The organism is Crossiella cryophila (assembly GCF_014204915.1).
GTDB lineage: Bacteria > Actinomycetota > Actinomycetes > Mycobacteriales > Pseudonocardiaceae > Crossiella > Crossiella cryophila.
Genome location: NZ_JACHMH010000001.1, coordinates 3,036,752 through 3,050,921 on the forward strand (window position 1 = coordinate 3,036,752; position 14,170 = coordinate 3,050,921).

The 14,170-nt window shown below is 71.3% G+C and carries 13 protein-coding genes; 3 read left to right on the forward strand and 10 right to left on the reverse strand.

The features are described 5' to 3' along the window. Positions 1-47: 47 nt before the first annotated feature. Positions 48-1,409, reverse strand: coding sequence for an FAD-dependent oxidoreductase (locus tag HNR67_RS14205; protein WP_185002491.1), 1,362 nt, complete (start codon positions 1,407-1,409; stop codon positions 48-50). A gap of 156 nt (positions 1,410-1,565) precedes the next feature. Between HNR67_RS14205 and HNR67_RS14210 the strand changes: the two genes are divergently transcribed. Then, on the forward strand, positions 1,566-2,954 hold the full coding sequence (locus tag HNR67_RS14210) for a class II 3-deoxy-7-phosphoheptulonate synthase (protein WP_185002492.1): 1,389 nt from the start codon (positions 1,566-1,568) through the stop codon (positions 2,952-2,954). Positions 2,955-3,012: 58 nt separating this feature from the next. Here the strand turns inward: HNR67_RS14210 and HNR67_RS14215 are convergent, their stop codons facing one another. The 3 genes from HNR67_RS14215 to HNR67_RS14225 form a co-directional block, all read right to left on the reverse strand. Next, complete coding sequence (locus tag HNR67_RS14215) at positions 3,013-3,846, reverse strand: HAD family hydrolase (protein ID WP_185002493.1); 834 nt, start codon at positions 3,844-3,846, stop codon at positions 3,013-3,015. A 187-nt stretch (positions 3,847-4,033) separates the two neighbouring features. Then, the gene (locus tag HNR67_RS14220; protein ID WP_312987223.1) at positions 4,034-4,801 is read right to left on the reverse strand and encodes an ABC transporter permease; all 768 of its coding nucleotides are present in this window, start codon (positions 4,799-4,801) and stop codon (positions 4,034-4,036) included. Next, the gene (locus tag HNR67_RS14225) at positions 4,798-5,757 is read right to left on the reverse strand and encodes an ATP-binding cassette domain-containing protein (RefSeq protein WP_185002494.1); all 960 of its coding nucleotides are present in this window, start codon (positions 5,755-5,757) and stop codon (positions 4,798-4,800) included. The genes HNR67_RS14220 and HNR67_RS14225 overlap by 4 nt, the downstream gene beginning before the upstream one ends. Positions 5,758-5,856: 99 nt before the next feature. Between HNR67_RS14225 and HNR67_RS14230 the strand changes: the two genes are divergently transcribed. After that, on the forward strand, positions 5,857-6,624 hold the full coding sequence (locus tag HNR67_RS14230; RefSeq protein ID WP_185002495.1) for a TetR/AcrR family transcriptional regulator: 768 nt from the start codon (positions 5,857-5,859) through the stop codon (positions 6,622-6,624). On the opposite strand, the gene HNR67_RS14235 is transcribed toward HNR67_RS14230, so the two are convergent. The 4 genes from HNR67_RS14235 to pknB all read right to left on the reverse strand — a co-directional run bounded on the left by HNR67_RS14235 (position 6,621) and on the right by pknB (position 10,634). Then, entirely contained in the window at positions 6,621-6,764 is a 144-nt protein-coding gene (locus HNR67_RS14235; protein WP_185002496.1) for a hypothetical protein, read from the reverse strand. The genes HNR67_RS14230 and HNR67_RS14235 overlap by 4 nt on opposite strands. 100 nt (positions 6,765-6,864) lie before the next feature. Then, positions 6,865-8,361, reverse strand: coding sequence for a flotillin family protein (locus HNR67_RS14240; RefSeq protein WP_246492507.1), 1,497 nt, complete (start codon positions 8,359-8,361; stop codon positions 6,865-6,867). A 42-nt stretch (positions 8,362-8,403) separates the two neighbouring features. Continuing rightward, positions 8,404-8,613, reverse strand: a complete 210-nt coding sequence (locus HNR67_RS14245; protein WP_185002498.1) for a hypothetical protein — start codon at positions 8,611-8,613, stop codon at positions 8,404-8,406. Positions 8,614-8,624: 11 nt separating this feature from the next. Beyond that, positions 8,625-10,634 (reverse strand): Stk1 family PASTA domain-containing Ser/Thr kinase, encoded by a 2,010-nt coding sequence (gene pknB, locus HNR67_RS14250; protein ID WP_312987229.1) that lies wholly within the window; start codon positions 10,632-10,634, stop codon positions 8,625-8,627. A 74-nt stretch (positions 10,635-10,708) separates the two neighbouring features. Between pknB and HNR67_RS14255 the strand changes: the two genes are divergently transcribed. After that, complete coding sequence (locus tag HNR67_RS14255) at positions 10,709-11,074, forward strand: Rv2175c family DNA-binding protein (protein WP_312987231.1); 366 nt, start codon at positions 10,709-10,711, stop codon at positions 11,072-11,074. Between the two features lie 52 nt (positions 11,075-11,126). Here the strand turns inward: HNR67_RS14255 and mptB are convergent, their stop codons facing one another. Next, entirely contained in the window at positions 11,127-12,734 is a 1,608-nt protein-coding gene (gene mptB / locus HNR67_RS14260; RefSeq protein WP_312987232.1) for a polyprenol phosphomannose-dependent alpha 1,6 mannosyltransferase MptB, read from the reverse strand. A 214-nt stretch (positions 12,735-12,948) separates the two neighbouring features. Then, the gene (locus tag HNR67_RS14265) at positions 12,949-14,040 is read right to left on the reverse strand and encodes a polyprenyl synthetase family protein (RefSeq protein ID WP_185010632.1); all 1,092 of its coding nucleotides are present in this window, start codon (positions 14,038-14,040) and stop codon (positions 12,949-12,951) included. Between the last annotated feature and the right edge of the window lie 130 nt (positions 14,041-14,170).

Here is a 14,170-nt window from a genome sequence, read left to right on the forward strand (position 1 = left end):
GACAGCGGCGCTCTCAATGGCGAGAGCGCCGCATTCGCTCAGTTCCCTCAGTGCACGGGCGCGGTGCGCAGCCCGGCGGAGATCGCGACCATCTCCTCGCGCGAGACGACCTTGATCCGCTCCCGGCCCGCGGCCAGGCCCAGCTTGAGTTCGTGCGTGTCCAGCCGGTTCCAGCCTTCGAGCGTGGTGAAGTCCACCCCGCGCTCGGTGAGCAGGTCGATCACCCGCTCCCGGGCGGGTTCGGGGGCCGAGGCCAGGTTGGGCAGGTCGGCCAGGATGCTGTTGACCGTCTCCAGCGCGTCGCCCTTGGTGTGGCCGATCAGGCCGACCGGGCCACGCTTGATCCAGCCGGTCACGTAGGCGCGGTCGAACTGCTCCGCCCCGTCCAGGATCCGGCCTGCCTCGTTCGGCACGACGCCCGCGGCGTGGTCGAAGGGCAGCTCGGCCAGGTGCGTGCTCAGGTAGCCGACCGCCCGGTAGACGGCCTGGACCGGCCAGTCCTGGAAGGCGCCGGTGCCGGTGACATCGCCGGTGCCGTCCAGTTCCATCCGCTCGGTGCGCAGGCCGGTGACCACGCCGTCGCCCAGGATGGCCACCGGGCGGTGCAGGAAGTGCAGGTGCAGGCGGCGCGGGCGGGTCCCAGGGTCGCGGATGGCCCAGTCCTGCAGGGTCTTGACCACCTGGCGGACCTGGTTGCTCTTCTCGATCGCGGCCATGCTGCCCTGGTCGAACTCGATGTCCTCGGGGTGCACGATGACCTCGACGCTCGGGGAGTGGTCGAGTTCGCGCAGTTCGAGCGGGGTGAACTTGGCCTGGGCCGGGCCGCGGCGGCCGAAGACGTGCACGTCGGTGACCGGGCTGGCCTTGAGGCCCTGGTAGACGTTGTCCGGGATCTCGGTGGTGAGCAGCTCGTCGGCGGACTTGGCCAGGATGCGGGCCACGTCCAGGGCCACGTTGCCCACGCCCAGCACGGCCACGCTGTTGGCGACCAGCGGCCACTCGCGCGGCACGTCGGGGTGGCCGTCGTACCAGCTGACGAAGTCGGCGGCGCCGTAGCTGCCGTCCAGGTCCACGCCGGGGATGTTCAGGCCGCGGTCCTTCTCGGCGCCGGTGGCGAAGATCGCCACGTCGTAGTGCCGGCGCAGGTCGTCCAGGGTGAGGTCGGTGCCGTAGCCGACGTTGCCGAGGAAGCGGATCTCCGGGCGTTCCAGCACGCGCTGCAGGGCGTGCACGATCTGCTTGATCCGCGGGTGGTCGGGGGCCACGCCGTAGCGGATGAGGCCGTAGGGGGCGGGCAGCTTGTCGAGCAGGTCGATGGACACCGGGGTGTCGGACTTGGCCAGGATGTCGGCCGCGTAGATGCCAGCCGGACCCGCACCGACGACCGCGACCCGAAGCGGGCGCTGCATGAACTCTCCCTCAGCTATGGATGACTCCCTCTATCTTAAGGTTAGCCTGACCTAACTGGATTGATTCCGTGAGGCTGCTCTCACGTTTCCGTTCCAGATATCGGGAGTCCTGTACCACCGGTCAGGAGCCAGGTAGCACCGCGTACTCTTTGGGCCGTGAACTGGACCGTGGACGTGCCGGTCGACACGCTGCCAGCGTTGCCGCCCCTACCGCCCGAATTGCGCACCCGCCTCGACGACGCCCTCGCCCGTCCCGCTGCCCAGCAGCCGGACTGGCCCGACCCCGAGCAGGTCCGCAACGTCCGCGCCGTGCTCGAGAGTGTTCCCCCGATCACGGTGCCGCCGGAGATCGAGCGCCTTCGCGACCGTCTGGCCCAGGTGGCCCGCGGTGAGGCGTTCCTGCTCCAGGGCGGCGACTGCGCGGAGACCTTCGCCGACAACACCGAGCCGCACATCCGGGGCAACATCCGGACGCTGCTCCAGATGGCGATCGTGCTGACCTACGGCGCTTCCATGCCGGTGGTCAAGGTGGGCCGGATCGCTGGGCAGTATGCCAAGCCCCGCTCCTCCGGCACGGACGCGCTGGGCCTGCCCACCTACCGGGGCGACATGGTCAACTCGCTGATCGCCACCCCGGAGGCGCGCGCGCACGACCCGTCCCGGCTGGTCCGCGCCTACGCCAACGCGGGCGCGGCGATGAACCTGGTCCGCGCGCTGACCAGCGCGGGCATGGCCGACCTGCACCGGGTGCACGACTGGAACAAGGACTTCGTGCGCTCCTCGCCCGCCGGTGAGCGTTACGAGGCGGTGGCCGCCGAGATCGACCGCGGGCTGCGCTTCATGCAGGCCTGTGGCGTCAACGACCACAACCTGGAGACCGTCGAGCTGTACGCCAGCCACGAGGCGCTCGTGCTGGACTACGAGCGCGCGATGCTGCGGATGGACGTCAGCGGGGACACCCCCAAGCTGTACGACCTGTCCGCGCACTTCCTGTGGATCGGCGAGCGCACCCGCCAGCTCGACGGCGCGCACATCGCCTTCGCCGAGCTGCTGTCCAACCCGATCGGCCTCAAGATCGGCCCGAGCACCACGCCGGAGATGGCCGTGGAGTACGTGCAGCGGCTCGACCCGCACAACGTGCCCGGCCGCCTGACGCTGATCTCGCGGATGGGCAACGGCAAGGTCCGCGAGGTGCTGCCGCCCATCGTGGAGAAGGTCACCGCCTCCGGCCACCAGGTCATCTGGCAGTGCGACCCGATGCACGGCAACACCATCGAGGCCAGCACCGGCTACAAGACCCGGCACTTCGACCGGATCGTGGACGAGGTGCAGGGCTTCTTCGAGGTGCACCGCAAGCTCGGCACCCACCCCGGTGGCATCCACATCGAGCTGACCGGTGAGGACGTCACCGAATGCCTCGGTGGGGCCCAGGAGATCTCCGACGACGACCTGGCCGGTCGTTACGAGACCGCCTGCGACCCGCGGCTGAACACCCAGCAGTCCCTGGAACTGGCCTTCCTGGTCGCGGAGATGCTCCGCAACTGACGGCTCGTCTCCCCGATGGCGGTCACCCGGCGGGTGGCCGCCATCGGCGTGTCCGGGGTCAGCGGAACCAGCGGGCCAGGACCTGGGCCATGCCGTCCTCGGCGTTGGTGGCGGTGCTGACCTCGTCGGCCAGCGCACGCAGGTCGGGGTGGGCGTTGGCCATGGCCACCCCGTGCCCGGCCCACTTGATCATGTCCAGGTCGTTGGGCATGTCGCCGAAGGCCAGCACGTCGGCCTGGTTGACGCCAAGGCGCTCGGCGACCCAGCGCAGGCCGGTGGCCTTGGAGATGCCGGGGGCGGAGAGTTCGATCATGGCGCCCGCACCGGAGTAGGTGATGTCGACCGCGCCGGCCAGCACCGCCTCGGCGGCCAGGCACAGCTCCGCGCTGGGCACGCCGGCCCGCTGGACCAGCAGTTTGACCGCGGGACGGCCCAGCACCTCGGCCCTGGGCGCGTGCGCAAGGCTGCCGCCGGGCAGCAGTGGTTCCGGCCAGCCGATCGGGTGCTCCAGTTCGGTGAGGAAGACGCCGTCGGGGAACTCGGGGGCGTGCTCGGGGCTGAGTTCCACCGCGAAGGAGCAGCCGGGGATGGCCTTGGTCAGCGCGGAGGCGGCGTCGGCGAGCAGCACCGGGTCCAGCGGCCAGCTCCGCACGGCGCGGCGTTCGCCCAGGTGGTGGATGAGGGCGCCGTTGGCGGTGACCGCGTAGCCGTCCAGGCCGAGCCGGTCGCTGATCGGGTGGGTCCAGCGCGGCGGGCGGGCGGTGGCGAGCACGAACGGGACCCCGGCCGCGGTGACCGCGGCAACCGCCGACCTGGTGCCTTCGCTGAGGTGGGCCAGTGGGCCGAGCAGGGTGCCGTCCAGGTCCGAGGCCACCAGCAATGGTTCTCGCATGCGGTTGATCCTGCCCGCCCGGCCGCCCGGCCGGGTTGCGCCGACCGGACGCCGGTGGCGGCCAACCCCCAGTGGTGGCCGCCGCCGGCGCCGCCGCGGCGACTCGGGGCCCTGCGTCAGCCACCGCGGCACCGGAAGAGCTTCGCGCCGGCAGGTACAGCGGTGGTCCAATCGGGATACAAGCCGTTCAGGCTGCCGTCCGCCTGCGGAACAACCGGCCGGTCAGCGGGGCCACGACCAGCAGGATCGCGCTCCACCACAGCACGGCCAGCCAGCCCTGCCCGGTGGTCGGCACGCCCAGCAGCAGTGGGCGCACGGTGTCCATCACCAGCGTCAGCGGCTGGTGCTCGACAAAGGCGCGCAGCCAGTCCGGCAGGGTGTGCGCCGGCACGAAGGCACTGCTGGCGTACGGCACGAACAGCAGGATCAGGCTCAGTCCGCTCGCCCCCTCCACGGTGCGCGCGAGCAGGCCGAACAGGGCCGCGATCCAGGCCATCGCCGCGGCCAGCAGCCACAGCAGCCCGAAGATCGCCAGCCAGTCCAGCGGGCTCGCCTGCGGCCGGAACCCGAGCAGCAGGCCGATCAGGATCATGGTCACCGTGGACACCGTGGTGCGCACCACGGTGGCTGCCACGTGCCCGATGATCACCGCCGAACTGAGCATCGGCATCGCGCGGAAGCGGTCCACGATCCCGTCGGCCATGTCCTGGCGCACGCCGACCGCGGTGGGCATCGAGTTGGTGCCCACGCTGATCACCAGGATGCCCGCGATCAGGTAGTTGACGTAGCTGGTGCCCTGGGTGGCCACCGCGCCGCCGAACATGTACCGGAAGATCACCAGCATGGCGGTCGGGATCAGCAGCATCACCGCCAGCTGCTCCGGGTTGCGCACGATGTGCCGGAGATTGCGGCCGATCATCACCTGGGCGTCGACCAGGTAGGACAGTGGTTTCACGCGGCGCCTCCGATGCGCTCGGACTCCGGGTGGGCGCCGGTGAGGGACAGGAACACGTCGTCGAGGGTCGGCCTGGTCAGGGCCAGGCCGGTGGGTTCCAGGCCCGCGGCCTCCAGGTGTCCGAGGAGCAGGCGCAGGTGCCGGGCGCCGTCCACGGCGAGGCTGAGCCGGGCCTGCTCGCCCTCGTGCCGCAGTGGTTCACCGGGTAGCGCGAGCAGGGCGCGGTCCAGCTCCGCGGCGGTGCCGAAGGTCAGTTCCAGGCGTTCCGCGCCGACCTTGGCCTTCAGCTCGGCCGGGGTGCCCTCGGCGATCACCCGCCCGTGGTCGAGCACCACCACCTGGTCGGCCAGCCGGTCCGCCTCCTCCAGGTACTGGGTGGTCAGCAGGATCGTGGTGCCCCCGGCCAGCAGCCGTTCGATGGCCGCCCACAGCGTGGTACGGCTGCGCGGGTCCAGGCCGGTGGTGGGCTCGTCCAGGAACAGCACCGGCGGCGTGGTGATCAGGCTGGCGGCCAGGTCCAGCCGCCGCTTCATCCCGCCGGAGTAGCCGCTGACCGCCCGGTCCGCCGCCTCGACCAGGTCGAACTCGGCCAGCAGCTCGGCCGCCCTCGCCTTGGCCGCGCGCCGGTCCAGCCGGTGCAGGCGGCCCAGCATGACCAGGTTCTCCCGGCCGGTGAGCAGCCCGTCCAGTGCGGTCTGCTGCCCGGTCAGGCCGATCATCCGGCGCACCCGGTCCGGCCGCCTGCCCACATCGGCCCCGTTGACCAGGGCCGTTCCCCCGTCGGCTGCCAGCAGGGTGCTCAGGATGCGCACCACCGTGGTCTTGCCCGCCCCGTTCTGCCCCAGCAGCGCGAGCATCCGCCCACGCCGCACGGTCAGGTCCACCCCGCGCAGCACCTCCACCGAACCGAAGGACTTGCGCAGGCCGGACACGCTGATCACGGCGTCCGTTTCCATCTGGCCCCCAAACTGTGTATCACGCACACTAGGTGTGTACTTGATACACAGTTCTAGGATGAGGGTCAAGCGAGTGGAGCCGCACAAGATCGGGGGGCGATGTCAGCCGAGCACGAGGCGATGGGCCGCAGCCTGGAGTTGCTCTGGGGTGAGCGGGCCCAGCCCAGCCGTGGCCCACGGCCGAAGATGTCGGTGGACAGGATCGTCGAGGCCGCGGTGGCGCTGGCCGACGCCGAGGGGCTGGGCGCGCTGTCCATGCAGCGGGTGGCGGCCGGACTGGGCTACACCACGATGTCGCTGTACCGCTACGTCCCGGCCAAGGAGCAACTGGTCGACCTGATGGTGGACCACGCCATCGGGCAGCCACCGGCCGGACTGGCCGGGGCGCCGGACTGGCGGGCCGCCCTGGAAGGCTGGACCCGGGCGTTCTGGCAGGTCTGCCACCGGCACCCGTGGCTGCTCAAGGTCCAGGTGGACCGGCCGCCGGTGGGGCCGAACCAGCTGTCCTGGCTGGAGGCCGGGCTCAAGGCGCTGGCCGGACTGGGCTTCGAGGGCTACGAGCGGGTCTCCGTGGTGACCTTCGTCTTCGCCGCGGTGCAGGGCCTGGCCAAGGTCTCCATCGACCAGCGGCCGCTCTCCGACGGGGCCGACGGGCCGGTGGCGAATGCCTACGCGGCCGCGCTGGGCCGCTACGTGCGCCCGGACCGCTACCCGGAACTGGCCGGGATCATGGCCGGCGGCGCCTTCGACGTGCCCGAGGACTACCCGGAACCCGACGACATACTGCCGGACCTGGAGTTCGGCCTGTCCCATCTGCTCAACGGGATCGAGGCGTTCGTCCAGGCCCGGCGGTCAGTCACTGGCTAATGCGCGACGTCGGTGAACAGGCCGTGCAGCCTGGTGGTGTCCTCCGGCTCGACCGGTCGGAGCGTGCCGCCCCAGCCCGGTTCGCCGAACCGCTGCTCGACACCCTGACGTCCCGAGTTGTCCTCGTCGTACGGTTCCATCACAGAATCCCCCTCCCCAGTGCCGGTCCTCCCACCGGCATCTGTTGAGGGTAGCGAACGGGTTGTGCGGCGCGCGGCGGCAAACCGCACAAACTCGCGACTAGGACTTCGCCGGCCCCTGGAAGCTGCTCAGATCCAGGCCACCCTCATTTTTCACAGTGTTGCCGTCCGGGGTGTTTCCTGCTGCCGGGGTGGTCCCCATGGACTGCATCAGGGTGCGTGCCAGACCCAGTCCGGTGCCGCCAAGGGTCATCGCCTTGGCCAGCAGGTCGGAGAGGCCGTCGGCGCCGTTGAGCACCACCATGTGGTCCACGTTGCCCAGTGCGCTGGCGCCCGCGGACACGATCTCCGGCCACTTCTCCGCCAGCTGCTGCGCGATGACGGCCTCCTGGTTCTCCGCCAGCGCGTTCGCCCGTGCCTTGATCGACTCGGCCTCGGCAAGACCCTTGGCCCTGGCGGCCTCCGCCTCGGCCAGACCACGGGCCTTGGCCGAGGCGGCCTCGGCCTCACCGGTGGCGCGGGTGGCGGCCGCACTGGCCTCACCGCGGGCCTTGGTGGCCTCGGCGTCGGCGATCGCGGCGGTCTTCACCCTGGTCGCGTCCGCGGTGGCACGCAGCTCGGTCTCCTTGGCCTCGGCCTGCGCGCGGGCGATCTGCGCGTCCCGCTCGGCGTCGGCGTGCGTGCGGGTCTCATACGCCTTGGCGTCGGCGGGCTTGCGCACCTGGGACTGCAGCCGCTGCTCGGCCAGGTCCGCCTCCAGCTGGGCGGCCCTGGTCTCCTGCACCACGACCTCCTGCCGCGCACTGGCCTGGGCCAGCGGGCCGGACTGCTGCGCCTTGGCCGCGGCCTGGTCGATCTCGGCCTGGTAGGAGGCCTGCTTGATCTTGCTGTCACGCAGCGCGGCCGCCTTGAGCGCGGCGGCGATCTGCTCGGCCTCGGCGGCCTCCTGGTCCCGCTGGGCCTCGGCGATCCGGGCCGAGGCGGCCACCGCCGCGGCGTAGGGCTTGCCCAGGTTGAGGATGTAGCCGGACTCGTCCTCGATCTCCTGGATCTGCAGCGAGTCCACCACCAGGCCGAGCTTGCTCATCTCGATCGCCGAGGACTGCCGCACCTCACCGGTGAGCGCGTCCCGGTTGTGGATCATCTCCTCGATGGTCAGCCCACCGACGATCGAGCGCAGGTGACCGGAGAACAGCTCGTGGATGGTCAGGTTCATGGTGTTCTGCTGGTCGAGGAACCGGCGGGCGGCATTGGCGATGGAGACGAAGTCGTCGCCCACCTTGTAGATCACCACCGCGCGCACGGTCACCGGCAGGCCCTGCTTGGTCACGCAGTGGATCTGCAGGTTGGCCGCGTGCGTGTCCAGCGACAGCCTGCGGGCCACCTGGAATCCGGGCAGCACCAGGGTGCCCTTGCCGGTCACGATCTTGAAGCCGAGGCTGTCCGCGGTGTCGGCGGTGTTCCCCTTCGCGCCGAAGCCGGAAATGATCATGGCCTCGTTCGGCTCCGCCACCCGCCACAGCAGTCGCAGCAGCAGGAAGAGCAGGAGCAGTCCGACGATGCCCCCGATAATCGCGACCAGAACCGTCTGATTCATCGTCATACCCGCTACGACACCGGTGGGGGGCAAAAGGTTCCCTCAGAACGAGGGCAGTTCCCACGGCTCCACGTAGAGCATCCGCGGCGGCTCGAAATCGACCACCAGCACCCGGGTGTCCACCTCGATGGTGGCGCCCCGATCAGCCGGTTTGGCGTAGTAGGCCTCGGATCCACCGCGGATCTCCAGCATCACCTCGCCGATCAGCCCAGGGCCGATACGGCCGGTGACCCGGCCGGTCCTGCCGATCATGCGAGACCCCCCTACGGGAACGCGTTGACGGTGATCTTGGATCCCGGGCGGACCCTGGACCCCGGCGGTGGCAGCTGGCCGAACACCCTGGCGTCCTCGCCGCCGCCGAAGGCGTGCTGCACCTCGAAGCCCAGTCCGCGTTCCCCCGCCCACTGCCGGACCTCGCCGACGGTCTTGCCGATCAGCCCCGGCACGGTGATCGCGTTGGAGATGACCACGCCGACCCGGCTGCCCTTGGCCACCCTGGCGCCCACCGCGGGATCGGCGCTGATCACCCGGCCGGCCTCGACATCGGCGGAGAAGTCCTGGCTCTTCTCGAACGGCTCCAGGCCCACCCTGCGCAGTTCGGCGAAGGCGGCGTCCCTGGTCATGCCGACCAGGTTGGGCACGTTCACCGGCGCCGCGCCCTTGGACAGCGCGATGGACACCGCCGCGCCCATCTGCACCGCGCTGCCGGGGGCCGGGTCGACCTTGAGCACCTTGCCCTCGGGCACCTCGGAGCTGAAGCCGTCCAGCCCTGGATCGCGGCGCGGGGCGAGCTGGGCGTCCCTGATGAGCACCTCGGCCTCGGTCTGGCTGATGCCCGGCTTGATATCAGGCACGACCGGACGGCCGCGGGAGACCACCACCGAGACGTTCTCATCGCGCAGCACATCGGTCTTGCCTGCCGGATCGGTGCGGATCACGGTGCCGGCCACCACGTCGTTGTGGTGCTCGACCTTGACCACCGGCACCAGATCGGCCGCCTTGAGCGAGCTGATCGCGGATTCCTGGGTCTGCCCGGCCACATCGGGCACCTGGGTCCAGCGGCCCGAACCGAGCCACCAGGCCACCACGCCGATGGCCACCGCCAGCACCGCGACCACCGAGATCCACAGCGTGAAGCTGCGGCGGCTGCGCGCCCGCTCCCTGGCCCGCTGCTCGGCCAGGTTCGGCGCGGGCCGCGGCGAGGTGGGCGGACCGGCGGTGGGAGCCGGGGCGAACTGGGGGAGTTCGGCCCGGGACATCGCCCTGGTGCCCTGCGGGCCGATCGGCGCGGGCGCGGGCGCGGCGGCCCTCGGCACGGCGCGCACGGTCGCCTCCGGATCGTCCACCACCGGCTTCATCTGCTGGGTGACGGCCTCGTCGACCTCCTCCACCGGCACCGGGACCGGCACGGTGGCCAGGCCGAGCTGCTCCCGCAGCTGCTGCACGGCCAGCAGGAAGGCGGCCGCGTCCAGTGGGCGCTGGGCCGGGTCGCGGCGGGTGGCGCGCAGCACCAGCTCGTCCAGCGCGGGCGGCAGGCCCGGCTTGGCCAGTCCCGGCGCGGGGACATCGCTGTTGACGTGCCGGTAGGCCACCGAGATCGCGGTGTCGCCGGTGTAGGGCTGGGCGCCGGTGAGCATCTCGTAGAGCACGATCCCGGCCGCGTAGACATCGCTGCGGGCATCGGCCGCGCCGGTGGCCACCTGCTCGGGGGAGAGGTAGGCGACCGTGCCCAGGATCATGCTGTCGCTGGTGGTGCCCGCCCCGGCGATCGCCCGCACCAGGCCGAAGTCGGCGACCTTGACCGCGCCGCCCTTGCCGATGAGCACGTTCTCCGGCTTGATGTCGCGGTGCACCAGCCCGGAGCGGTGCGCCGCGGCCAGCGCGGAGAGCACCGGCTCGATGACGCTGAGCGCCAGCGGCACCGGCAGCGAGCCCTCCTTGCGCAGCAGATCGCGCAGCGTGCCGCCCTGGACCAGCTCCATCACCAGGAAGGCCAGTTCGCCCTCTGGCGTGGGATCCACGCCCTGGTCGTACACGCCGACCACGCACGGGTGATGCAACCGGGCGGCGCTGCGGGCCTCGCGTTCCAGCCGTTCCAGGAAGCTCCGGTCGCCGGAGAGCCGCTGGTCCATGACCTTGATGGCCACCGGACGGTCCAGTCTGGTGTCGAGCCCGCGGTACACGGTGGACATGCCACCGTGCGCGATCAATCCCTCGACCCGGTATCGGCGCTCCAACACCGTGCCGGTCAGTACTGAACCCCGCGTCTGCACAACCCGATCGTACGGAGCGACCTCGATCCGTGGTTCAGCGCACACCCACTCGGAATATGGCAGGCTGATGAGCTGTGAGTACGATCCCTGCCGCCGATGACGTGCTGAAGCGCGAGGTGGAGGTCCTGCCGCTGCCCACGGTCGCGGAGAACCTCGGCCTGCCGATCACCCGGGTGCACCAGATGCTGCGTGACGGGCAGCTGCTGGCCTTGCGCCGCGACCGGGTGCTCGTGGTGCCCGCGGAGTTCCTCGACGACCACGGTGTGGTGAAGCACCTGACGGGCACGATCACCGTGCTCAAGGACGGTGGTTACACCGTGGAGGACATCCTGCGCTGGCTGTTCACCGAGGACGACTCGTTGCCGGGCACCCCGATCGGCGCGTTGCGTTCGGACCGCTCCCGCGAGGTGAAGCGCCGAGCACAGGCCATGGCTTTCTGAGAATTTCTTCCAGTCGGTCGGACTGTGGCGGCCACCCGCCACAGTCCTTTTCTCATGCCCGCGAGCGCAGCCGCAGCGGGTCCGGCCGCACCATGGAGAGCGCGGCCAGCGCCGACACGCCGAACGCGCCAGCCAGGTATCCCCAGTCGTAGAGCGCGGAGTCCCCGGTCGGATAGGTGACCAGCAGCAGCCACACCGAGGCGGCCACCGCGGCCACCACCGCCCGCCCCGACCAGACGAACCCGGCGGCCAGCGCCAGCCCCCAGCTGAAGTACCAGGGGAACGTGGTCGGCGAGAGCAGCGCGGCGGCCAGCAGCACCAGCGTGGCCCGGTGCACCGCGCTCACCCCGCCCGCCCTGGCCAGCCACCACTGCCGCAGGCCGAAGGCGAAGAGCAGGATCCAGCCGGTGGTGCGGGCCACGCCGAGGAACCAGCCGCCGTCGACGGTGAAGAACACGCTGACCAGGCCGTGCACCAGCTGACCGGCCGCGGTGGGCAGCGACAGCCAGTTGATCACCGCGGAGGAGTTGCTCAGCGAGCTGAGCCAGCCGAGGCCGACCCCGGCGAACAGGGTGCTCAGCGCGAAGGTCGCGGTGAACACGGCCAGTCCGGCGGCCACCGCCTTGCCCAGCCGCACCCGCAGCGAGCCGTCCATCCTGGCCGCCCACATCCACACCAGGAACGGCAGTGCGAACACCGCGCTGGCCTTGACCGCCACCGCCAGCGTGACCAGGCCGATGCCCAGCACGAACCGGCGGTCCAGGGCGAAGACCACGCCCGCGGCGAGCAGGCCGACCATCAGCAGGTCGTTGTGCGCGCCGCCGACCAGGTGCACCAGGATCAGCGGGTTGGCCGCGGCCAGCCACAGCGCCAGCGGCGCCTTGCCGCCCAGCCGCACGGCCAGCTTGGGCAGTGCCCAGCACAGCAGCACCAGGCCGCCGGTGAGCGCCAGCCGCATCAGCACCACGCCGAGGATCATGCTGTTGCCGGTGAGCGCGACCACGCCCTTGGCGATGAGGATGAACAGCGGGCCGTAGGGCGCCGGGGTGTTCTGCCACAGCCAGCTCACGTTCTCCAGCAGCGGCCCGGTGGCCAGCTGGATCGGCCCGGCCACGTACGGGTCGTAGCCCTGCCAGGCCAGCGCGCCCTGGGCCAGGTAGCTGTAGATGTCCCGGCTGAACAACGGCGGCGCGACCAGCAGCGGCAGCGTCCACACGCCGATGGCCAGCAGCACCCCTCTGGCGGAACTCCGGCCGGCCCAGACATCGCGGCCCAGCCGCACCCAGGCCAGCACCAGCAGCGCCAGGCCGGCGTAGAGGGTCAGCGTGGCCAGGTCCTTGCCGTGGCCGTAGCGCAGCCAGCTGAAACCGGTGTCGGCCAGCAGTGGGTCGCGCACCAGCACGCCGCCCGCGCCGATGCCGCCGAGGGTGATCAACGCGGCGCCGAGGCCGCCCAGCAGCACCGTGCGCACGGACACCGGACGCGGTCGCGGCGCGGGGTCCGGCTCGGGCTGGGGCTCCGGCTTCGACTCGGCGGGCGGCGCCGTCACGGCCGGGCGCGCTGGCGTCTCCGGCCGGATCATCGGCTGCGTGGCCATGTCCGTGGCGCCCATGATCAGCGGCGCGGCGAGCACCTGCGAAATCTCATGCGAGAACCGCACCGGTTCACCACCGGCGCTCGAACGAGGAAGCGAAGGAATGGAGGTCATCGCGACCTCCATGGTCCCACAACGGCTTCGCTGCCCGGCACGGGATCGGCGCCGAGGAGACGCAGGTCATCAATCCCCGTCCCGCCGATCCATTCAGGGGTCAGTCGGAAGAGGGAATTCCGGCGATCCTGTTTCCGTGCCGTGTCAGCCGCGTAACGGCAATGGTTCAGTGATCGCGCCGGGTGGCCTCGATCGCGAGTTCGGCGAGCTTGTCGCGGGCCAGTTCCTCGGCCACCGGGGCGGTGGCCAGTGCGGCCAGCGCGGCCTCGGTGTGCCCGGTGATCCGCTGTTCCACCGCGTCCACCGCGCCCAGTTCGTGCAGCAGCCCCCGGGTGCGGTCCACCCCGGCCTCGTCCAGCGCCGGGTTGCCGATCGCCTCCTGCAGGGCGGTCAGCGCGGCCCGGTCGCCGCGCTCCTCGGCCCGCTGCAGGCCGAGGGTGACCAGCAGGGTGCGCTTGCCCTCGCGCAGGTCGTCGCCGGCCGGCTTGCCGGTGACCTTGGGGTCGCCGAAGACGCCGAGCAGGTCGTCCCGCAGCTGGAAGCCGATGCCCAGGTCGGTGCCGAAGACGCGCAGCGCGGCGATCAGCTCCGGCTGTGCACCCGCCAGCGCCGCGCCCAGGTGCAGCGGCCGCTCCACCGTGTAGGCCGCGGTCTTGTACCGGTTGATCCGCATCGCGGTCTCCGGCTCGTTGGCCGCGCGGGCCTGGGCGAGCACGTCCAGGTACTGCCCGACCAGCACCTCGGTGCGCATGGCCCGCCACACCGGACGGGCCCTGGCCAGCGCGGACTGGTCCAGCGCCGCGTCGTAGAGCAGGTCGTCGGCCCAGGCCAGCGCCAGGTCGCCGAGCAGGATCGCGGCGGAGAGCCCGAAGGCGTCCGGGGTGCCAGCCCAGCCCGCCGCGTGGTGCTGCATGGCGAAGCGCACGTGCAGGGTCGGCTGCCCGCGCCGCCGGTCCGAGGAGTCCATCAGGTCGTCGTGCACCAGCGCGCAGGCCTGGATCAGCTCCAGCGAACTCACCGCGCGCAACACCTCGGGCGCGTCCGGTGACTCCGGCCTGCCGCCACCGGCCCGCCAGCCCCACCAGGCGAAGGTCGGCCGGATCCGCTTGCCGCCGTCGAGGATGAACCGGGTCAGCGAGTCCATGGCCGCGGCCACCGTCTCGTCGATCGCGTCGATCTCGGCCCGCCGCTGTTCCAGGAACTCCTGGAGCGCGTTGTGCACGTGCGTGGTCAGGTCGACATCGACCGGATGAAGCATGAGCTGCGGTGGGGGCACCCTTTAATCCTGCGTGTTCCTCAGCCGCGGCGCATGCCCGGGTGGTGAAACTCCCATTTCGCGCACCTGGTATCGGGCCGATCGGGTGGCTCGCCCAGCCGTGCCATCCACT